This window comes from Streptomyces sp. NPDC021225 (assembly GCF_044332865.1).
GTDB lineage: Bacteria > Actinomycetota > Actinomycetes > Streptomycetales > Streptomycetaceae > Streptomyces.
The window spans coordinates 709,597-730,951 of the sequence record NZ_JBIRPV010000003.1 but is presented as its reverse complement, the minus strand read 5'-3'; the positions used below and the strand labels follow the sequence as shown (position 1 = coordinate 730,951).

Below are 21,355 nucleotides of genomic sequence, written 5' to 3'. Positions count from 1 at the left end.
AACCGCCGGCGTCTACAGCCCCGAAGGGCTGCAGGTGCGGAGAGGGCTGAGGTCTCGCGCGGCCATCCGCTTGCCGCCGACCGCTCTCACCTAGACCGGAACCGCGCCTCTCGATAGTCATACGACGCATTGACCCCACAGCGCCATCGCGGTTGCATGCTTGTGGCCCTCCGGTGGGGAGCCGGGGAGAAGGGCCATGTCCTGTCTTGGGGGGAAAATGAGGGGAAACGCGAATCGGAGCGCCACCAGACGTGTGCGGGCCGCCTTAGGCGCCACGGCCGTGGTCTGCGCGGTGACGACGGTGCTGCCGGGAGCCGCTTCGGCTGAGCCCTTGACCGTGCCGGGCGTCGCGGGCGCCAGCGGAGCCGGGGTCGAGCGGATCAGTGTCGCGACCGACGGCACCCAGGGCGACGGCGACTCCGCCGGCGCCACGATCACGGCCGACGGCCGGCGTATCGCCTTCTCGTCGTTGGCGAAGAATCTCACACCCGCCAATCCAGTGACATGGGAAAGGGTGTTCGTCCGCGACCAGCGGACGAGCCAGACCACGCTGATGAGCAGCATCACCCCAACGAATCAGGGCCCGGTGATCAGCGGTGACGGGCAATACGTCGCCTTTTGGGGGCTGTTGCAAAGAGACACGAAGTCCTTCCTGTCCCAGGTGAGCTCGGGAAGCACGATCGGCATCAACTGCCCCGGCCTCAGCTGCAGCCAGCCGTCGCTGAGCGCGGACGGCCGCTACGTCGCCCAGGTCGCCACCTTCAACCGACCGCCGTCCCGGCAGCGGATCGAGGTGCGGGATTGGCGCACCGACACCACGGAGACCGTCGCCGAGTTCGACCACACCGTCTCGGCCCGGCCGTCCATCAGCGGCGACGGCCGTTTTGTCGCCTACCAGGACGGCCAGGCGGAGGACGTCTTCGTGTGGGACCGGACCGACGACACCTCCTCCGGCCCGATCGAGGGCCCGTCCAAGGCGGCGACACTCGTCCAGCTCAGCAAGGACGGCAGCAAGGTCGTCTACCTCTCGGGCTCCGACACCTACGTCCACGACGAGAGCTCGGGCACCGACCAACTGGTGCCGAACGTGCGGGGCGTGGCCATCGATCCCACCGGCCGCTATCTGCTGTACGCCCCACACGACACGAACGGACCGTCGCTCACGCTGCGCGACCTGGAGACGGGCACCGACGAGATCGTCTCGAACCAGCTCGCCTCGGCCGGGACCGACGCGGTCAGCGCCGGTGGGCGCGACGTGGTCTTCCATTCCACGGCCGACGACATCGTGCCCGGCGACACCAACGGCAAGTCGGACGTTTTCATCCGCCGCTTCTACTGATCGGCCCTCCGGGAGTATCCGAACGGAAGTCAGCGGCAGCCGCTGACCGGATCATGGTCCGGCTGTAGCCGCAAGGGCGTTGACGCGACTCTCGTACTCGCGGCGGGCCTTGCGCTGGGCCGGGATCACGGTGGCCCCCGGGGCGCCGTCGTCGAGTGCGGCCCGCTCGGCGACGGCGGGGCGGCGACCGCCGGCAGCCTTACGTGAGGCCGGTTCGAGGGGCTGAGCCTATGCTCGTCGTCCCAGTCGCCAAGCCGGGCCAGGAACCTTGCGGATGCCGAAGCGACTGCCCCTGTTGCCAGAACTCGGTTACACCGGGGCCTGAGTCTCCTGCTTGACGCGTTCCGCGTCAGTGCCGGGTGCCAGGCCGACGGCCGCCGTGGGCTCGCTCACCCTGCTCGTGGGCATCGACGTGTGACCGGAGACGGACGTCGGTCCAGCGATCTCGACTTTCTGCCCGGGGCCCGTGTCGTAGCGTGCCGTGCAGCCGTTGAAGGTCGGCGGCGAGTCGCGCGGGGCCGTACTTGGTCTGCCGCCGCAATGCCTCCACCAGGTCAGCGATGTCCTCGGGGGTGCGGGCGGGGCTGGTGGCGGTGCGTTCCGATATCCCCTGCTGGTGGCGCTCCTGGACTCGGCGGCCGCGTTCACCGGGAGCCCTGGGATCTCAGGGCTCCCGCGTGAGCGGCTGTGCATGGCGTCAGCGTGCGAACTTTTCGATGGCCGCCGGGGTGACCGGCGTGAAGAAGTTGACCAGGTTGCCGTCGGGGTCGCGGAACAGCAGCGACCGGTTCCCCCAGGGCATCGTGGTGGGCTCGGTGACGAAGTCGGTCACGAAGCCGGTCAGGTTCTGGCGAACGCGGTCCACGTCGTCGACGAGGAACTCGGTGATCACGCTGTGGTTGTCCGCCGGACGGGCGGAGCCCGGGGCGAACAGCGGGACGGTGCGGGTGCCGGCGATCGCGAGGGTGGCGCCCGCGGTCCTGAGTTCGGCGAAGTCCTCGGTGGCCCATGTCGCCCGCACCCCTGTGGCTCGCTCGTAGAACTCGACAAGGCGCGCTACGTCGCTGGTGATGATGCGGATCGAGACGAAGTCCATGGGAATCTCCTTGGCTGTGCTGGAGGCGTGCGCGTCGCAGGCTAGGAGAAATAGCGGACAGAATCGGTCCTGAATTCGCGTGGGGCCGCGAACGACCAGCTGATCGACCTGGACGTGCCCGTGGAATCGGTGCGCGGCGCTACGGCGGGTACCGGCTCGCCCCCGGGTACCGCTTGCCTCCGCTCATGCTCAGCGACGTACGAGGCGCTGGTGTTCTGAGTCGTGCCTTTGTCCGTTCCTTCGCGTTGTCTGATCGCAGACTGCGGCTGATACGCGTTGCCCCACGTCGTCAGTGGGGGTGGGCCTCGTGAAGGGGTGCTCCGGCAAGGCGGGCGCCGAGGACGCCGGCGAAGTTGGGACAACTGTGGATGTCGTCGTGTGGACAGGCCAATGCGTGGGCGATGGCGGTGCGCGCCGTTTGGGCTTGGGCGATATGTTCGTCGAGCTCGGCAAGCTTGCGCTGGTGGAGTTCTCGCCAGGCGCTGGGGTCATCGGAGCGAGGGGCGACGAGCGCCTTGGTCTCGCGCAGCGTGAAACCGACGTCTCGTAGGAGCAGGATCAGTCCGACCAGTCCCACTGCCGAAGCCGGGTACCGCCGTTGGCCCGAGACCCGGGCCGGGATGGGAACCAGGCCCAGTTCTTCCCAGTAGCGCAACGCCGAGGTAGCGACCCCAGTGATCCTGGCCAGCTCACCGATCGTCAACTGCTTCATAGGCTGCTTGTCCACCATGTTGACTTCAAGGGTACTTGAAGCTGTTGGCTCGCGCCCATGACATCGACCTCGCTCAAGCAGCGCGTGACCACCAGAATCCTGCGCCAGTTCGGCCGTCCGCACGGTGTGCCCGGACGGCTGGTCGGATGGGTCATGGCACACCCCGTGAACTCGCTCGGGTTCTGGCCCAACCCCACGCAACAGCTCAGCGAGCTGCGCGGTCTGCTCCGCCCGGGCGGACGCATCGCGCTCGCCAGCCAGCCCCGCTGCGCCGGGGCCACCGCTGACACCACCGCCCGAGCCGGCCGGGAACTTCACGATCGGCTCACCCAGGCAGGCTTCACTCAAGCCCGCATGGAAACCCTCCCTCTAGCCCCACCAGTCGCCTGTGTCCTCGCCACCAACCCGGCAGAGGAGCAGCCCTGACCACAACAAGGGACAGACGGATGAACCGCAGCCCGCAGCCTCCAGGTGAAGTGCCGACCACCCCCGGCCTCCGGCTACGGCGGGGGCCGGCCGACCATCGACCAGGCGGTGGCGATTCAGGACCAGGGGCTTTTCAGGCTCCGTGCGGTGAGTCCGATGAGCGTTGTTCTTCTTGCAGGGGAGCCTCCCAGGTGGCGGTGATGTCGCGGGCGACATCACGTAGGAGGTCGATCAGCATGTCTGCGAGTGGTGTGAGGCTGGCGTCGGTTCTGGTCAGGGCGTAGAGCTGGCGGTAGGGCCTGGGGTGGGCCAGTTCGCGATGGGTGGTGCCGGGCGCATGGGTCAGGGCCAGGCGCGATACCAGAGCCACAGCGCTGCCTGTGCCGACGAGGGCCTGGACAACGTCGTAGGACTCGGTCTCGAACCGCACCGTGGGAGTGAAGCCGGCCTCGCGGGCAGCGTCGTGGAACTGTTCGCGTGCGGCGTGGCCGGCCAGGATGGAAACCCACGATTCGTCGCGCAGTTGTTTCAGGCGCAGTTCGGTGTCCGCGGGCTGCCCGGTGGCCAGTGGGTGGTCGTCGGGGAGAACCACGACCATCGGGTCCAGCAGGAGCGGGTGGGCGCGTAGGTGCGGGGGCGGCGCGAGCGGTGTGCCCCAGGACGCGACGATGGCGAGGTCCAGGCGCCCTGCGCTGATCTCGTTCGCTCCCCGTCCGGACACCACGTCCACGACGGAGACGTCGGCGTCCGGATGGCGGTGCCGCAGGGCCGTCAGAGCGGGTGGCAGCAGGTGCAGGGCAGCCGCCTGGAACGTTCCGATCCGCAGCCGTAGGGAGAGGTGACCGAGCAGTGCGGCCAGTTGCGCCTCGGCCTTGTCCGACGTCTCCTCCACGGTTCGACCGTGGGAGGCGAGCAGCGCACCGGCCGCGGTGAGCGTTGCTCCGCGCGGACCACGGATGACCAGGGGCACCTGCCAGTCGCGCTCGGCCTTGACCACCTGCTGTGTGACCGCCGCGGGCGTGAGCTGGAGGGCGTGAGCCGCCGCCGTCAAGGAGCCGTGCCGCTCGATCAACGCGAGAAGCCGGAGCTGTCCCGGGTCCACCACCATTCACTCATCCTAACGCTGCACCCTTCTCTTTTAACTTCTCTTATAAGTGCGGGAGAGGAAGCCTGGTGGTGCACCCATCGACCCCGATCCCTGGAAGGGTTCTTTCCCCATGCCTACGCATGTGCCCATTTTCATCGCCACCACATTGCTGCTGGCGATGCTGCCAGGCGCGAGTACAGCCATGATGATCCGGCAGGTTCTGGAAGGCGGGCAACGCACAGTCCGAGGCACGCTCGCGGGCAACGCCACCGGCTTCCTGCTGTGGTCCACGGCCGCCGCGGCCGGGCTGTCCGCTGTCCTGCTGGCCAGCCCGCGTGCGTACGCGGTGCTCCGGATCGCAGGCGGCGTCGTGCTGATGATCCTCGGGGTGAACACGCTGCGGACCGCGCTCACCACCGCATCCCCCCGTCCGGCCCGCGAGGGCGGGCGCCGCACCGGCTTCGCGGGCGGATACCTCACCGGCCTGAGCACCAACCTCGGCAACCCGAAGGCCGGCGTGTTCGCCGTCTCGGTGCTGCCCCAATTCGTGACGGCGAAGGGCCCGGTGTTCCTGTCGACCGTCGCCCTGGGAGCTCTGTGGGCGCTCGTCAGTGCCTCTTGGTACCTGCTTCTCACCTGGGCCGTCGGCCGAGGGCGCGCCTTGGTATCGCGGCCGACGGTCCTGCGGGGGCTCAGTGTGACGACCGGCGTGGTCCTGCTTGGGCTGGGCGCCGCGGTGGCAGCGGGTGTCTGAGGGCCGGGCCGGCACTTCTTCCAGCAGCCGACCGCGCGGGCCATCTGTCGCCATCTTCCTCAGTTGTTGAGCAGCCGCCATGTGGTGAGGGCGAGCCCGGCTCGTATCAAGCCAGTGGGCTCGGTGAGTTCGATGTTCAGGGTCTTACCGATCCGTTCGAGCCGGCGGGCAACGCAGTCGTGTCCTGCCTCAGCGGCGGGATACGTGTCTGCTTCCGCCCGGAACAACCGGATGAGAAAGAGGAGGAGATCAGGCTGGCGGCGGGAACGGCGGTCATTGTCCCGCGCGGGCGATGGCACCGCATCACATTGGACGGCCCCAGCGACATCATGTCCGTCACCCTTCCACGCGGCAGTCGCCTGGAGAAGCGGAGCCAAGCCTAGCCGGGCCCGTCACACACACAGAGCCCTTTGCCCGAGCAAGATCAAACTGAGCCGCGCGGGGATGGGGATGCGCCGCTCCGCAGCTACGGTGCCGCCCACCGCGAGGTCATGTCGTCGGTCGAGCACCGCAGCATGAAGGGCTTCCGCAAACCGGCGGCACATGACCGTCACCAGGAGCGGCTGAGCGCTCGCGCGCCCGAGGGGACCGTCCTTCATCCGACGGTCCCCTCGGCGCGGATCAGGGAAAGAGCTGTTGGCGCCCGCCGTTCGTGGACTCCCGGGCGTGCAGCCAGTGCGGAGCCGTGTGCACCTCGAACGGCAGGGGTTCGTCCGAGCGGATGCGGGCCGCCAGGCACTTCACGGCCAGCGAGGCGATGGCGGTCTTGTCGGGGACCACGGACGTGAGGGACGGCGTGCTGTAGAGCGCCTCGTCGGTGCCGTCGATGCTGGCCACGGCGACATCGTCCGGGATGGTCAACCCCGCTTCGAACAGGGCGCGTTGGGCACCGACGGCCAGCAGGTCGCTGAAGCAGAAGACCGCGTCGGGGCGTACGCCGGCCGGCAGGGCGGCCAGGGCGCGCATCGCCAGCAGGCCATTGCGCCGGTCGAACTCCTTGATGGCGGGGGCGAGCCGGGGGTCGTAGATCACCCCGGCTTCGTGCAGGGCGAGCTGGAAGCCCTCCAGGCGCTGACGACTGGTCGCCGACGCCTGCTGGTCCACACCGATGGCGGCGATCCGCGTACGGCCGAGGGCGGCCAGGTGCGCGGTGGCGTCGCGTGCCGCCGCGACGTTGTCGATCAGGACGTGGTCGGCCCCCACCTGGTCGCGCGCGTAGCTGCGCTCCCCGAGCAGGACCAGCGGGAACTCATTGGCCACGGCGGCGAGTTCGTCGGGCGAGACACCCAGGGGCGACAGGATCACACCGTCCAGCAGGGACGCGCCGACGCCGGTCGCCAGGCGCAGTTCCTCCGTCGCGTCGCCCAGCGTCTCCTCGATCAGGACGGTCAGGCCCAGGTGCGCGGCCTCGGCCCGTACGTGCTGGGCGAGTTCGGCGAAGTACGGTGTGGCCAGATCCGGGACGGCGAGGCCGATCAGGCCGCTGTGCCCGGTGCGCAGGCGGCGGGCCGATGGGTTGGGCCGGTAGCCGAGCTCGTGCACGGCCTTCAGTACGCGCTTCCGCGTGGCCTCGGATACGCGGGGAGCATTGCGTACAACGTTGGACACGGTCTTGATCGAAACCCCCGCCCGCTCCGCCACGTCCTTGAGTGTCACCGCGGCCACTGGCCAACCTCCTCACCTGTGCTTCTCCGCATTATGCATGGGCTGCGGCGGACTGTCAGCTCCGGGGCAGCTCGGAATCCCGTTCCGGACGAGGGGTTGACCGTGGCGAGATATCGCGGTTACAACGTTGGAACCGATCGATAGCAAGCGATTGCCACCGAGGGCGTCACGCGGGCAGCCGCCGACCGCTGTCCGTCGGACGGGTCCGGGCTGCCCGCCCGTGCCCACGGCGCCGACGCTCACCGCACATCCCATCAGGGGGTCCGCATGTCTTCGCACCGCTCCACCACCCCACTGCGCACAGCCGTGGTCGGCACCGGGGGCATCGCGCGCTCCAGCCACCTGCCCGCGCTGCGGGCGCTCGCCGACGCGGGCGAGGTGGAGATCGTCGCCGCCGTCGACGTCGACATGGACGCGGTGCGCGCGTTCGCGGCCGGCGCCGGGATCCCGCACGCCTCGACGGACCTCGACGCGACGCTGGCCGAACTGCGTCCCGATCTCGTGGTGTTGTGCACACCGCCCGCTGTCCACCGCGACCAGGCGGTGACCGCGCTGAAGGCGGGCGCCTGGGTGTGGTGCGAGAAGCCGCCGTGCCCGTCCCTCGCCGACTTCGATGCCATCGAGACCGCCGAGAAGCCCGGGGACGCGGGACCGTACGCCGCCATCGTCTTCCAGCACCGGTTCGGCTCCGGCGCGCGCCATGTGCGGCGGCTGCTGCGGGAGGGGGCGTTCGGCCGCCCGCTCGTCGCCCACTGCCAGACCACCTGGTACCGGGACGCCGCCTACTACTCCGTTCCGTGGCGGGGACGGTGGGCGACCGAGGGCGGCGGGCCCGCCATGGGACACGGCATCCACCAGACCGATCTGCTCCTGGACCTGATGGGGCCCTGGAGCGAGGTGCGGGGGATGGCGTCACGGCTCGTGCACGACGTGGAGACCGAGGACGTGTCGACGGCGCAGGTGCGGTTCGCGAGCGGCGCCGTGGCCACCGTGGTCAACAGTGTGCTGAGCCCCGACGAGGTGAGCCGGATCCGTATCGACTGCGAGCTCGCCACGATCGAACTGACCCACCTCTACGGCTACCGCAACGCGGACTGGCGCATCACCCCGGCTCCCGGTGTCCCCGAGGAGACCGTGGCCGCCTGGCGCGACTTCGGCACGGACGAGCCCAGCTCGCACCTGGCCCAGCTCCGCGCCCTGGTGGCCGACATCAGGGCGGGACGCCGCCACGCGACCAGCGGCGCGGGTGGCCGGCAGACGCTCGAGTTCATCACCGCCCTGTACAAGTCCGCGTTCACCGACGCCCCGGTGCGCGCGGGGGAGATCGGCCCCGGCGACCCCTACTACACCGAGCTGCACGGCGGCGCCCAGGGCTGGGCGCCGGACACCGCCCGCAAGGAAGAGGCCCACGCATGACGCTCGCACTGACCCACGCCCACGGCGACCGCATCACTGTGGCCCACGAGGCGACCGGCACCGAACTGTTCGCCTATGTGTACCGCCCCGAAGCCGCGTGGGAGTCCCCCAAGCCGTATCTGCACCCGGTCCGGACCCTCTCCGGCGGACTCGTCACCGACTACCGCCCCAACGACCACCGCTGGCACAAGGGGCTCCAGCTGACGGCCTCCCATCTGTCGGGCCAGAACCTGTGGGGCGGGAACACCTATGTCCACGGCGAGGGGTATGTCGCGCTGCCGGAGCGGATCGGCTCGATGGCACACGCCGCCTTCGAGGAGGTCGCCGCCGAGGACGGCCGGGCTGTGATCGCCGAGCGCCTGACCTGGCATCCGTACGACGGTGAGCTGTGGGCCGAGGAGGAGCGCCGCATCGAGGTGAGCGATGTCGATCCGCGCGCCGGCAGCTGGTCGTTGACGTGGACCTCGGCGGTCACCAACCGCCGTACCGAACCGCTGCGTTTCGGCAGCCCCACCACCCACGGCCGCCCGGCGGCCGGATACACCGGCCTGTTCTGGCGGGGCCCGCGCGCCTTCCGCGACGGCCACGTCTTCACCGCCGAGGCGGACGGCGGCGACCTCATGGGCAGCCAGGCGCCCTGGCTGGCGTACGTCGGTGAGCACGACGGGCGCGACGGCCACGCCACGGTCGTCTTCGAGCACGCCCCGGCCAACGACCACGCGGGCGACAAGGGGACGCACCCTGCGCACTGGTTCGTGCGCAGCGACCCGTTCGCCGCGGTCGCGCCGTCCTGGGCGTTCCACGAGGAGCTCGTCCTCGCCCCCGGCGACACCCTCTCCCGCGGCTACCGCGTGACCGTCGCCGACGGCGCCTGGGACCGCGAGCAGGTCACCGCTCACCTGGACAGGCACACATGGTGAGCGCGACGTACGACGGCTTTCCCGCGGCGGTCGGCGTGTCCCGGCTGCGCGTCTACGACTGGCCCACCGTCAACTGCGGCCGGCTCCCACACCCGAGCCGCCGGGCCGTCCTGGCCGTTGCCGCCGTCGGCCTCGGCACCGCCCTGACCGGCACGCTCTCCGCGTGCTCCGCCGCGAGCGGCGACACGTCCGGCATCACCCTCCGGTTCTCCTGGTGGGGCAACGACGACCGTGCCGCGCGCACCGAGAAGGCGGTCCGCCTCTTCGAGAAGGAACACCCCGGTGTCACCGTGCGCACATCGAACAGCGACTTCGGCTCCTATCTCCAGAAGCTGGCCACGCAGGCCGCCGGCGGCGGGGTACCCGACGTGGTGCAGCTCGACTACCGGCAGATCTCCCAGTACGCGGGCGGCAAGGCGATCATGCCGCTGGACGGTGCCATCAAGGGCCGGACGATCCGCACCTCCGACATGGACCAGGACTTCCTGCGCACCGGCACCTACAAGGGCAGGCAGTTCGCCCTGCCCATGGGGCGTGGCATCACCGGATACGCCTACGACTCCGCCGTCTACAAAAAGGCCGGTATCCCCACGCCCCGGCCCAGCTGGACCTGGCAGGACTGGGCAGAGGCCAACAAGAAGATCGCCGCCCTGGGGCTGAAGTCCCCCGACGGACGCCCCTACACGGGCTCCAACGACGGCGGCGACAACGAGGACGTCTTCGAGACCTGGCTGCGCAGCCGCGGCAAGAATCTCTACGCGGACCAGACGGAACTCGGCTTCAACGAGGACGACCTGACCGCCTTCTGGTCGTTCCGCGACCGGCTCCGCAGGGAGGGAGCCATCGCCCAGGCCCGGGACACCGTGCAGGCCGGGAGCACCGAGACCAGCCCCATCGGCCGCCGTCTCGCGGCCGCCGACTTCACCTGGGACGCGCCGTTCCCCGGATACACGGCCCTGCTCGGCGAGGACATCCACTTCGCACCCGTGCCCACGACCGACGGGCGGCAGGGCGCGTACTTCAAGCCGAGCATGCTCCTCGGCATCGGCGCGAACAGCAAGCACCCCCAGGAGGCGGCCCAGCTGATCGACTTCCTCCTCAACGACCCACGGGCCGGCGACATCCTCGGCTTCTCCCGGTCCACCCCGCCCAACCGCAAGATCGCCGCCCGCGTCGCCAAGGCGCTCGAGGGACCGGAGCGGGAGATCTACGACTACGCGCAGACGATGGAGAAGTACGGCCTGGATGCCCCGCCGACCGCACCGCCGCCCGGCGACCTCGCGATCCAGACGGCGCTCAATCGGGGCTACCAGCGCGTGATGTACGGCATGGCCACACCGCGGCAGGCGGCACGTGAATTCATCGACGAGGCGAACCGGGAGCTGGAGTCATGAGCACGGTCTCGACGACGAGGGCGCCCGAACGCACCGCCCGTACGACGCGGCCGAGCCCGCGGAAGAGCAAGCGGCGCCAGGTGCGGGAACGGCAGTGGCCCGCCTATGTGTTCCTCTCCCCATGGATGATCGGCGCGGTCGTGCTGACCCTCGTGCCGATGGCCGTGTCCCTGTACCTGTCGTTCACGGACTACAACCTGTTCGACCCGCCGCACTGGGTGGGGCTGCGCAACTACCGGGAGATGCTGACCGAGGACCCCCGCTACTGGCGGTCGGTCGGCACCACGATGCTGTACGTCGTCGTGGCCGTCCCGCTGAAGCTGGGCCTCGCCCTCGGTGTGGCGATGCTGCTGAGGAACCTCAGCCGGGGCCGGGGCTTCTACCGCTCCGCGTTCTACGCGCCGTCCCTGCTCGGCGCGAGCATGTCCATCGCCCTGGTGTGGAAGGCGCTGTTCAACGACGGCGGCACCGTCGCAGACGTCCTGGACTCGGTCGGCATCCACACCGGCGGCTGGGTCGGCGACCCCGATCTCGCGGTGTACGTGATCGTCCTGCTGACGGTGTGGCAGTTCGGCGCGCCCATGGTGATCTTCCTGGCGGGCCTCCAGCAGATCTCGCCCGACCTCTACGAGGCCGCGGCGCTCGACGGCGCCGGCCGCTGGCGGCAGTTCGTGTCCATCACCGTGCCGATGCTGTCCCCGGTCGTCTTCTTCAACCTGGTCCTGGAGGTCATCAACTCCTTCCAGGTCTTCACCCCGGCCTTCGCCATCAGCGGCGGCGACGGCGGCCCCGCCGACTCCACGATGTTCTACACGCTGTACCTGTACGAGCGCGGCTTCACGGCCTCGCATATGGGATACGCGGCGGCGATGGCCTGGCTGCTGCTGATCGCCATCGGCGCGATCACCCTGATCCTGTTCCGGACCTCCCGGTCCTGGGTCTTCTACGCGGACGAGGAGGGCCGATGAACATCGCCACGAAGCGGTGGCTGCCGCATACGGTCTCGGCCGTCGCGCTGCTCGTCCTGCTGTATCCGCTGGCCTGGCTGCTGGCCACCTCGCTGAAGCCGGCCGACGAGGTGATGACGAGCCTCGACCTGTGGCCCAGCCACCTGGAGTGGTCGAACTACACGACCGCCCTGGACGGGGTCTCGGGCGTCACGGTCACCCAGCTGCTCGGCAACACCCTGCTGATCGCGGGGGGCGCCGTCCTCGGCAACGTCCTGTCCTGCTCGCTGGCCGCCTACGCCTTCGCCCGGCTGCGCTTCCGCATGAGCAAGGTGATGTTCGCCTTCATGGTGGCGACGCTGATGCTGCCGCACCACGTCGTACTGATCCCGCAGTACATCATCTTCAACCGGCTCGGCCTGGTGGACAGTTACTGGCCGCTGATTTTGCCGAAGTTCCTGGCCACCGAGGCGTTCTTCGTCTTCCTCATCGTCCAGTTCATGCGCGGCCTGCCGCGTGAGCTGGAGGAGTCCGCGCGGATCGACGGCTGCGGTCCCTTCCGTACGTACTGGTCGATCACCCTGCCGCTGGCCCGGCCCGCGCTGATCACCACGGCCATCTTCACGTTCATCTGGACGTGGAACGACTTCTTCACGCAGATGATCTATCTCTTCGCGCCGGAGAAGTACACCATCACCCTCGCCCTGAGCAGCTTCGTCGACCAGTCCAGCACCTCCGCGTACGGGCCCATGTTCGCCATGTCGGTGATCTCGGTGCTGCCGATCGTGCTGTTCTTCTTCGTCTTCCAGCGCTACCTGGTGCAGGGCATGGCCACGTCCGGACTGAAGGGGTGAGGCACACCATGGCCGACACACGGCACACCATGGCCCACGCACCGATCGCGCCGGGGCGCGAGCGCCGGGAACCCGGAGAGGTCTTCGGCTCCGGCTTCACCCTCTTCGCCGACATGCTGCTCATCGGCCTGCTCACCAGCCTCGCCTGCCTGCCGGTCGTCACGGCCCCGGCCGCGTTCGCCGCGGCGTCCGCGACGCTCCGGGGGGCCGCGGGCAACGGCGTGCAGGTCAGGGCCGGTACGTACGGCGCACACCTCCGTGCCCACCTGTCCGCGCGGTCGGCGGCCCTCGGTCTGGTGCCGCCACTGCTCGCGGTGGTCGTCCTGATCGATGCCGCGCTGATGCGTGCCGCGCTGCCCGGAGCGGCCGTCATGGCGCCCGCCCTCGCGCTGCTCGTCCTGGGCGCCGCGGTCGTGGCGCTACGGGCGGCCTCGCTGGAGGCACCGCACGTCCTGTCCGCACGCGAAGCGCTGCTCCGCTCGGCCGCGAACCCGCGCGGCAGCCTTCTGCTGGCCGGTGCAGTGATCCTCAGCGGGCTCCTGGCCTGGTCGATTCCGCTGCTGATCCCGCTGCTGCCGGGCCCACTGGCGTTCGCCGCCACGGTCGTGGACCTCCGCTCCCCCGCGGACGCCCAGGAGCCCGTGAACGCCCAGGAGAACTGAACGGCAGCGCGGCACCCTCCCATCCCCCACCCACGCACCACACCACCGGAGTTCACGCATGCCCCACCCGCACCTGGACGCCGCAGGCCATCCGAGGCCGCAGCTGATCCGCGATCCCGACTGGCGCGACCTCGGCGGTCCCTGGCAGTTCGCCCACGATGACGAGGACCGCGGTCGCGCCGACCGCTGGATGGACCCGGCGAACTCCGCACCGTTCACCGGCACCGTCACCGTGCCCTACCCGCCCGAGTCCGCGGCCTCGGGCGTGGCGGACACCGCCTTCCACCCCGTGCTCTGGTACCGGCGCACGATCGACGTGTCCCGGCCGACCGCCGGGCGGCGGCTCCTGCTGCACTTCGGTGCGGTCGACCACCGGGCCGAGGTCTGGCTGGGCGGCCGCCTGGTGGGACGGCACGAGGGCGGGCACACCGGCTTCACCTGCGATCTGACCGACGCCATCGACCGGGACGGCGAGCAGACCGTCGTCGTTCGCGCCGAGGACCAGCCGCTCGACGCCGCACAGCCCCGCGGCAAGCAGGACTGGCGCCGGGATCCGCATGTCATCTGGTACCACCGCACCTCCGGGATCTGGCAGCCGGTGTGGCTGGAAGAGGTCCCGGCCGAGCACATCGCGCTCCTGCACTGGACCCCCGAGGTCGCCCACGCCCGCGTCCGCTGCCGGCTGCGGCTCGGCCACTGGCCGCAGCGCCCGCTCACCGTGACGGTCCGCCTCACGCGAGGTGAGCGGGTGCTCGCCGAGCAGCGGACGCTGATCGAGGGCCAGGAGACGGAGTTCGATGTCGCGGTGCCCGCCCTGCGCCACGGGCAGGATCTCGACGAGCTGCTCTGGAGTCCGGAGCGGCCGCAACTCATCGACGCCGTGGTGGAGTTGCGCGACGCGGCCGAGGACACACCGGTCGACCGTGCGACGTCCTACCTCGGCCTGCGCGACATCGGCTGGGACGACGGCGTCTTCCTCCTCAACCACAAGCCGTACTTCCTCCGGTTCGCGCTCCAGCAGGGCTACTGGCCCGCATCGCATCTGTCGGCCTCGGCCGAGGAATTGCGCCGCGACGTCGAACTGGCCAAGGAGATCGGCCTCAACGGGCTGCGTATCCACCAGAAGGTCGAGGACCCGCGCTTCCTGTACTGGGCCGACCGGCTCGGGCTGCTGCTGTGGGAGGAGATGCCGTCGGCGTACGCCTTCGGCGCACAGACCGTCGAGCGCGTGGTCGCCGAGTGGACCGAAGCCATCTCCCGCGACCTCAGCCACCCCTCGATCGTCGCCTGGGTCCCGATCAACGAGTCCTGGTCCGTGCCGAACCCGGCGCTCGTCCCCGCGCAGCGCCACTTCATGGACGCCCTGTACCACCTGTCCAAGGCCCTGGACCCGTCCCGCCCCGCCGTCTCCAACGACGGCTGGGAGATCTCCGCCGCCGATATCTGGGGCGTCCACGACTACACCCAGCACGGGGACGTACTGCGCAGGCGCTACGGCCACGCCTCGCTGCGGCAGGGCGAGCTCGCCGAGCAGTGGCCCGGCGCCAAACGGCTGACCCTGGACGGCGTCCGCCACCAAGGGCAGCCCGTCGTCCTCAGCGAGTTCGGCGGCGCGACCTTCGAGCCGGCCGAGGGCGCCGAGTGGTTCGGCTACGACACCGTGGCCACGAAGGAGGAGTTCGCGGAACGCCTCGCCGACCTGGTGACCGCCGCGGTGGACTCCGGGCTCGCGGGCTACTGCTACACCCAGTTCACCGACACGGAACAAGAGATCAACGGCCTGCTCACACCGGACCGCCAACCGAAGATTCCCCTGGCCGAACTGCGCGAAATTCTCACCCGAACCCGCACATAGCGCGTCTCGCCATCTGATTCCGCAGAGGAGAAACCGCAATGGCGCCATCCGAGTACGGGCACAGTCGTCGCCGAGTCCTCCAGGCATCCGCTCTCGCCTTGGCCACCGTACTGAGCCCGTGGAGCACGGCGGCCGGCTTCGCCCTATCGGCAGGCACCCCCGATTCGGCAGGCACCCCCGATGAGGACGGCTACGAACTCTGGCTGCGCTACCGTCCCACCGCCGATCCCCGGCGGCTCGCCGAGTACCGGAAGGCCCTGGCCGGTCTGGCACGTCAGGGCGAGGGCCAGGTCATCGGCAACGCCGAGTCGGAACTGCGCCGAGCCGCCCGGGGCCTCACCGGAAGCGAACCGGCCCGGGTTCCCGCCGATCGCGCCTCGGTCGTCATCGGCACGGTGGACGAGTCGCCGGTCGTGCGCTCCGAGGTGAGCCCCGATCGGCTGGCCCGGATCGGTGAGCAGGGGTACGTGATCGAGATGACCGGACCGCCGGGCAGGCGGCGACTGGTCGTCGGGGCCCGCAGCGATCGGGGCGTGCTGGCCGGAGTCTTCCATCTCATCCGTCTGCTCCAGCTCGAGCGGCCACTGCACAAGCTGTCCGTCGTGGAGAAACCGCGCACCGCGCTGCGCATGATGAATCACTGGGACAACTTCGACGGGTCGGTCGAGCGTGGCTACGCGGGCACTTCGCTCTTCGAGTGGGACAAGCTGCCGGACATCTCCGACCGGCTCGTCGACTACGCACGGTCCATGGCATCGATCGGCATCAACGCCTCGGTGCTCAACAATGTGAACGCCGACGCCGACTTCATCACCGGCGAGATGCTGACCGCGCTCAGACCCCTGGCGGCACTTCTCCAGTCATGGGGCATCTCCGTCTGGCTGTCCGTCAACTACGCCAGTCCGATGATCCTGACCGCGGACGACGCGGATCCGATCACGACGGCCGATCCCGCCGATCGACGGGTCCAGCGGTGGTGGCAGGACAAGAGCGCCGAAATCTTCAACAGCCTGCCCGGATTCGGCGGGTTGCTGGTGAAGGCGAACTCGGAGGGGCAGCCCGGCCCGCTGGATTACGGACGCACCCATGCCGAGGGCGCGAACATGCTGGCTCGCACGGTCGCCCCGCACGACGGGCAGATCGTCTGGCGCAGCTTCGTCCACGAGGATTTCAGCGACTGGGCGGAGTACCAGTACCGGGTGTTCGCCCCGCTGGACGGCACGTTCGAGGACAACGTCATCCTCCAGACCAAGTACGGACCGATCGACTTCCAGATCCGCGAGCCCGTACACCCCCTGTTCGGCGCGATGCGGCACACGAACCAGATGCTGGAACTCCAGCTCACACAGGAGTACACGGGCCACACGCTCCACGCCACCTATCTGGCTCCGCTGTGGCGGGAGGTGCTGACCTTCCCGACGCGGGGGCCCGGCACCGGACCGACCGTCGCCGACATCCTCGCGGCCGGCGACGGCCGTGCGCCGCGGGCGGGCATCGCCGGGGTCAGCAACTTCGGCAACGCCCGCAACTGGACCGGCTATCTGATGGGAGCGGCGAACACCTATGCCTTCGGCAGGATGTGCTGGGACCCGGACGCCGATCCCCGGGACCTGGCCGCGGAGTGGGCCGGGCTGACCTTCGGCACCGACGGCGCGGTCACCGAGGTCGTGGCCGACATCCTCGTGCACTCGCGCCGGACGTACGAGGACTACACCTCGCCGCTGGGGATGGGCTATCTCACCGACCCCGGTGGCGACCATCTCGACCCGAGCCCGCTGGGCACCCTCTTCCAGTCACACCACTCCACGACCGAGGGCACCGGCTTCGACCGCACCGAGGCGACCGGCAGCGGCTTCACCGGGCTCTACCCACGGCTGTGGCAGAAGCACTACGAGTCCACGGCGACCTGTCCCGACGACCTGCTGCTGTTCATGCACTGGGTGCCGTACGACCATCGACTGCGGTCGGGCAAGACCGTCATCCAGCACATCTACGATACGCACTTCACCGGGGTCGACCGCATCGACCGGTTCCTCGCCGGATGGAGCAAACTGTCCGGGGAAGTCGACCGGCAGCGCCATGCCGCCGTCAAGGCGGGGATCGAGGCCCAGCGGGCGCACGCGAGGTTCTGGCGCGACACGGTGGTCGGATTCTTCTTCGACAAGAGCCGCGTCGTCGACGCGCGGCGGGAATGGCTGCAAGCGGCGCTGAACGGTTCGCGGGTGCTGCTCGGCGGCCGGCCGAACCTCCTGCCGGTCACCGTCACCAACGCCTCGGCGCGGGACCGCGACCTGACGGTCGCGCTGCGGCCACCGGCGGCGGACTGGCGCACCGAGCCCGCCGAGCAGTCCGCGGCCGGCGCTGCGACCGCCGAGCTCGAACTGCCGGTCACGCCCCCCTTGTCGGGCACCGTCGCCGCCCTGGACCTGGAGGTGGCGCCGAAGCTCACCCGGCTCGACGGCCGCCCGCCGTCCCTGGTCGTAGCCCCCGAGGGCAGGCGCTGCCTCAAGGCGCTCAACGCCGGTCCACGGAACGGGACGTCGATGCCCGGCTACGACGCGCTGACCCCCGAGTCGGCGTGGTCGGCGTCGGCCGGCCACGGCTGGGTCGGCGCCGCCCCGTCGGCCAGGGACCGCGGTGGCGAGCCCCTGTTGCGCGACCACCTCTGGCACAACGCGTCCCGGGTGCTGCGCGTCGCCCTGCCGGCCGGCAAGCACACCGGGTACGCGCTGGTCGGTGACACCGGTGCCACGGCCTCGCCGACCCGGGTCGCGGTCGACGGCGCCACGGTCGCCACCAGTCCGAAGCAGCCCGGCGGGACCTTCACCTGGCTGGAGCTCCCCCTCGACGGAGGTGCCACCGGCCGCACCACGGACATCACGTTCACGGGGGTGGGCGGCCCCTGGCGGCTGTCCGCGTTCGCCGTCACGGACCCCGGCGCCCCGGTGCCGTCCCTGGTCGTCATGAGGGCGGTGGCGGATCCGGTGTGGTGGGCGGGCCGGGCCAACCCGGTCACGGTGCTGGTACGCAACACCGGCACCAAGGACCGCGATGTCACCGCCCGCCTCGTCACCCCCGACGGCTGGTCAGGCACCGAGCGGACCGTGACGGTCACCGCCGGAGCCGAGCGAGAGCTGACCGTCACCGCGACCCCGGTGCCCACTCCGGGATTCGCCACCGTCGAGATCCGGCTCACCAGCGGCGACGAGGAGATCGAGCACGGCCGGTCGGTGTCCGTGGTCACCACACCACACCCCGATGACGCGGCCACGGCGTTCGACGCCGGCCCGCCGTCCAGCCCGCTGCTGACCGGATACACCAGGCTGTCCCCCGAGGACGTCTACTCCGCCGACCGCGGCTTCGGTTGGGTCGGCGACCGGCCGAACACCCGTGACCGGGGCAACGCCGACGATCTGCGCCGCGACATCGTCATGCAGCGGGGCAAGCCCACCGTCCTGCGCGTCCCGGTGCCGGCCGGCGAGCACACGGTGTGGGTGCTGACCGGCGACTCCCTCACCGATTCGGGTGTCACCACCATCTCCGAGGACGGCACGGTCCTCGGACGCTCCGGCGACGACAGCCTGCCGAGCCGAGCCTTCGTCTGGTTCTCCTTCGCCCTCGACGGTGGAGCCGATGGGCGCACCGCCGACCTGGAGATCACCGGCTCGAAGCTGAACGGCCTCTGGCGCATCGCGGCCCTCGTCGTCGTCTGAGCCACCTCCGCGCCGCACACCCACCTCCGGCATATCCGTCATCCGCAAAGGAGAGTCCCCGACATGACATGGAAGCCGGCACGATTCCCCGCGCTCCGGGGCAGACCCGGCGCCGCCCTCCTCGCCCTGCTCATGGTCCTCGGCCTCGGCAGTGCGCATCCCGGACCGGCCGCGGCCGATCCCGCCGATCAGCCCGGGACGTACCAGAACCCCGTGATGGACAACGTCGCGGACGCCTTCTCCGACCCGTCGATCATCCGCGGCAAGGACGGCTACTGGTACGCCTATGCGACCCAGACCAGCATGCGCCGGGACAACCAGGGAGGCCCCTGGGAGTCACAGCACTTCATGCCGATCACACGCTCGGCCGACCTCGTCAACTGGACCTACGTCGGTGACGTCTTCGGGCCCGACAACCACCCGGAGTGGCGCGACTTCGCGACGACCTACTACTGGGCACCCGACATCCGCTACATCAACGGCAAGTACTACCTCTACTACTCGGTCGCCGGCGGCGACAAGAACACCATCGCGCTGGCCACGTCGGACCATCCGGCCGGCCCGTGGAAGGACATCGGTCACCCCGTGCTGCCGTACGGGACGACGGTCAATCAGATCGATCCGTCGGTGTTCGTCGACTCCGACGGCCAGAAGTACCTCTACTACGGCTCGTTCCGCGACGGCGGAATCCAGGCGGTGCGTCTGAACGAGGAGGGCACCGCGCCGGTCGGCGATCCGGTGCAGGTGGTCGGCGCCCGGCGCGGCGAGGCCGCGTACGCGGTGAAGCGCGACGGCTGGTACTACCTGTTCTACTCCGGCCTGGGCTGCTGTGCCCGGGACAAGGGCGCCTATCCGGTGTTCGTCGGGCGGGCCGAGAACCCCATGGGCCCGTTCAAGGACGCCGAGAGCGTCGGCCTGGCCGATCTGCACCCGGGCGGCACGATCGTCAACGCGCCGAACGGCAACAAGTGGGTCGCGACCGGCCATTCGGCGAACGTGGTCGACAAATCGGGCCAGGACTGGATCCTCACCAATGGATTCGACCGCCACGAGAGCGATCCCCACTGGGGCGGACGGCCGAGCGTGATGGACCGGCTCGACTGGATCGACGGCTGGCCGACGGTCCGCGCGGGGGCCTGGACCAGCGAGGACCGGCAGACCGCGCCGACCGGCGCATGGGACGCGGGCAGCACCTTCGAGGACGGCCTCGTCCACTTCGACATCCCCGGACACGGCTCCTGGACCACGGGTTCGGATCCCGACTCGGGACGCTATGCCCGCAGCCGGTCCCGGGCCGCGGTCCCGCAGCTGCTGCTGCCGCGTCGGGCCCCGGACGGCGATGTGAGGATCGAGGCCGACGTCCGGCTGCGCGACGACGAAGGCCGGGTCGGCCTGGTCCTGGCGTCCGCGGGCCCGTCCGACCACGCCGTGGCCTGGCTGGATTCCACCGGCACACTCTCCGTCGAGGTCACCCGGGACCGGAAGGTGGTGCGGAAGCGGACCGCTCGTCTGCACACGAACGCCGATCCGCGGACCTGGCACTCGCTCACGGCCGAGATCCGCGACGGGGCGGCGCATGTTCAGGTCAGCTCGGCCATGCTCGACATGCCGCTGGCCGAGCTGAAGGTGGACGTGCCCGAGGACTGGCGCCGTGGCGGTGCCGCCTCGACCCGCGGCGCCGGCGAGGTGGACAACGTCGGCGTGACCCGGCTCTACCGGCCGGTGACCGTCAAACAGCCGGACCCCCACATCGGAACCCGGCTGCCGGAGTACGACGAGGACTTCGACGACAACCAGCTGGACGGCTGGACGTGGTTCGGCCCCGCCGACGGGAAGGTCACCGACGGCCAGTATGTGTGGCCGACGCAGGATGCCGACTTCTCCGGCAAGGGCACCATGGCATCGGCGCTGCTCCGTGACGCTCCGACCGGCACCTACACGGTCGAGACCAAGCTGCACTTCCCGATCACCGACGCCCCCGACGGGCGCAGCCAGGCCGGGATGATCGCCTTCCAGAGCCCGGAGAACTCAATCCATCTGGCCCCGACACGGACCGGCCCGTCACGGCAGGCTTTCCTGTGGATCGGCCGAGACCGTGACAGCTGGCCGGAGATGCAGCTGGGCCCGTCGGCCGACACCATGTGGCTGCGGCTGCGCCACACCGTCGATCCGAAGACCGGCGAACACACATTCCAGCCGGCCACGAGCCGGGACGGGAAGCACTACATCTGGGGCGGGGTCTGGCATCTGCCCGCCGGCTCCGACCCGCGCATCGGCCTCGTCTCCCTGGCCGGTAAGGGCGTGACCGCACGCTTCGACTACGTGCGCTTCTACTCCTGACGCCGCTCCGCTCCACTCGCGACGACTCCGAGTTCCGCCATGTGCTGCCGAGCAGTTGGGTGATCCTGTCGAGCCGCTGGAGCACGGTGTTGCCGTGCAGGAGAGAGCACGTCGACCTGAAGGAGCTTGCGCTTGCCGAGAATGCCATCCGCCCTGGTCGGAGGCGCGCACCTGG

General features: G+C 70.0%; 17 protein-coding genes and 1 pseudogene. 13 read left to right on the top strand and 5 right to left on the bottom strand.

Annotated features, from left to right (window positions below; all coding sequences use genetic code 11):
- Positions 1-337 precede the first annotated feature (337 nt).
- Positions 338-1,339 carry a hypothetical protein gene (locus ACH4S9_RS16925; RefSeq protein WP_398372999.1) on the top strand — a complete coding sequence of 334 codons (1,002 nt, stop codon included), beginning with the start codon at positions 338-340 and terminating at the stop codon, positions 1,337-1,339.
- A gap of 697 nt (positions 1,340-2,036) precedes the next feature.
- On the opposite strand, the gene ACH4S9_RS16920 is transcribed toward ACH4S9_RS16925, so the two are convergent.
- Complete coding sequence (locus tag ACH4S9_RS16920; RefSeq protein WP_358843528.1) at positions 2,037-2,435, bottom strand: VOC family protein; 399 nt, start codon at positions 2,433-2,435, stop codon at positions 2,037-2,039.
- A 50-nt stretch (positions 2,436-2,485) separates the two neighbouring features.
- Between ACH4S9_RS16920 and ACH4S9_RS16915 the strand changes: the two are divergent.
- Positions 2,486-2,653 (top strand): annotated as a pseudogene (locus ACH4S9_RS16915) (transcriptional regulator); the annotation flags it as partial.
- 71 nt (positions 2,654-2,724) lie between these two features.
- On the opposite strand, the gene ACH4S9_RS16910 reads toward ACH4S9_RS16915, so the two are convergent.
- Positions 2,725-3,165, bottom strand: a complete 441-nt coding sequence (locus ACH4S9_RS16910) for a MerR family transcriptional regulator (protein ID WP_398372536.1) — start codon at positions 3,163-3,165, stop codon at positions 2,725-2,727.
- Positions 3,166-3,204: 39 nt separating this feature from the next.
- On the opposite strand from ACH4S9_RS16910, the gene ACH4S9_RS16905 reads away from it, so the two are divergent.
- The gene (locus tag ACH4S9_RS16905) at positions 3,205-3,573 is read left to right on the top strand and encodes a hypothetical protein (RefSeq protein ID WP_398372534.1); all 369 of its coding nucleotides are present in this window, start codon (positions 3,205-3,207) and stop codon (positions 3,571-3,573) included.
- A 133-nt stretch (positions 3,574-3,706) separates the two neighbouring features.
- Here ACH4S9_RS16905 and ACH4S9_RS16900 read toward each other — a convergent pair whose 3' ends face one another.
- Positions 3,707-4,681 carry a LysR family transcriptional regulator gene (locus tag ACH4S9_RS16900; RefSeq protein ID WP_385342794.1) on the bottom strand — a complete coding sequence of 325 codons (975 nt, stop codon included), beginning with the start codon at positions 4,679-4,681 and terminating at the stop codon, positions 3,707-3,709.
- Between the two features lie 46 nt (positions 4,682-4,727).
- Between ACH4S9_RS16900 and ACH4S9_RS16895 the strand changes: the two genes are divergently transcribed.
- Positions 4,728-5,414, top strand: coding sequence for a LysE family translocator (locus ACH4S9_RS16895; protein ID WP_398372532.1), 687 nt, complete (start codon positions 4,728-4,730; stop codon positions 5,412-5,414).
- A 59-nt stretch (positions 5,415-5,473) separates the two neighbouring features.
- Here ACH4S9_RS16895 and ACH4S9_RS16890 read toward each other — a convergent pair whose 3' ends face one another.
- Complete coding sequence (locus ACH4S9_RS16890; RefSeq protein ID WP_398372530.1) at positions 5,474-5,713, bottom strand: hypothetical protein; 240 nt, start codon at positions 5,711-5,713, stop codon at positions 5,474-5,476.
- A 322-nt stretch (positions 5,714-6,035) separates the two neighbouring features.
- The gene (locus tag ACH4S9_RS16885; protein WP_385342799.1) at positions 6,036-7,079 is read right to left on the bottom strand and encodes a LacI family DNA-binding transcriptional regulator; all 1,044 of its coding nucleotides are present in this window, start codon (positions 7,077-7,079) and stop codon (positions 6,036-6,038) included.
- 267 nt (positions 7,080-7,346) lie between these two features.
- Between ACH4S9_RS16885 and ACH4S9_RS16880 the strand changes: the two genes are divergently transcribed.
- The 9 genes from ACH4S9_RS16880 to ACH4S9_RS16840 all read left to right on the top strand — a co-directional run bounded on the left by ACH4S9_RS16880 (position 7,347) and on the right by ACH4S9_RS16840 (position 21,180).
- Entirely contained in the window at positions 7,347-8,495 is a 1,149-nt protein-coding gene (locus ACH4S9_RS16880) for a Gfo/Idh/MocA family oxidoreductase (protein WP_361182048.1), read from the top strand.
- Positions 8,492-9,415 (top strand): PmoA family protein, encoded by a 924-nt coding sequence (locus ACH4S9_RS16875; RefSeq protein WP_311721469.1) that lies wholly within the window; start codon positions 8,492-8,494, stop codon positions 9,413-9,415. The genes ACH4S9_RS16880 and ACH4S9_RS16875 overlap by 4 nt, the downstream gene beginning before the upstream one ends.
- Positions 9,409-10,809 carry an ABC transporter substrate-binding protein gene (locus ACH4S9_RS16870; RefSeq protein ID WP_398372526.1) on the top strand — a complete coding sequence of 467 codons (1,401 nt, stop codon included), beginning with the start codon at positions 9,409-9,411 and terminating at the stop codon, positions 10,807-10,809. The genes ACH4S9_RS16875 and ACH4S9_RS16870 overlap by 7 nt, the downstream gene beginning before the upstream one ends.
- Complete coding sequence (locus ACH4S9_RS16865) at positions 10,806-11,777, top strand: sugar ABC transporter permease (protein WP_311721466.1); 972 nt, start codon at positions 10,806-10,808, stop codon at positions 11,775-11,777. The genes ACH4S9_RS16870 and ACH4S9_RS16865 overlap by 4 nt, the downstream gene beginning before the upstream one ends.
- Positions 11,774-12,610 carry a carbohydrate ABC transporter permease gene (locus ACH4S9_RS16860; RefSeq protein ID WP_311721465.1) on the top strand — a complete coding sequence of 279 codons (837 nt, stop codon included), beginning with the start codon at positions 11,774-11,776 and terminating at the stop codon, positions 12,608-12,610. The genes ACH4S9_RS16865 and ACH4S9_RS16860 overlap by 4 nt, the downstream gene beginning before the upstream one ends.
- An 8-nt stretch (positions 12,611-12,618) precedes the next feature.
- Positions 12,619-13,272, top strand: a complete 654-nt coding sequence (locus tag ACH4S9_RS16855) for a hypothetical protein (protein WP_398372523.1) — start codon at positions 12,619-12,621, stop codon at positions 13,270-13,272.
- A 58-nt stretch (positions 13,273-13,330) separates the two neighbouring features.
- A complete protein-coding gene (locus ACH4S9_RS16850) occupies positions 13,331-15,127 on the top strand; it encodes a sugar-binding domain-containing protein (RefSeq protein WP_398372521.1) in 1,797 nt (598 codons plus the stop codon).
- A 98-nt stretch (positions 15,128-15,225) separates the two neighbouring features.
- Complete coding sequence (locus ACH4S9_RS16845) at positions 15,226-18,840, top strand: alpha-glucuronidase family glycosyl hydrolase (RefSeq protein WP_398372519.1); 3,615 nt, start codon at positions 15,226-15,228, stop codon at positions 18,838-18,840.
- Between the two features lie 63 nt (positions 18,841-18,903).
- Complete coding sequence (locus ACH4S9_RS16840) at positions 18,904-21,180, top strand: family 43 glycosylhydrolase (protein WP_398372517.1); 2,277 nt, start codon at positions 18,904-18,906, stop codon at positions 21,178-21,180.
- Positions 21,181-21,355 lie beyond the last annotated feature (175 nt).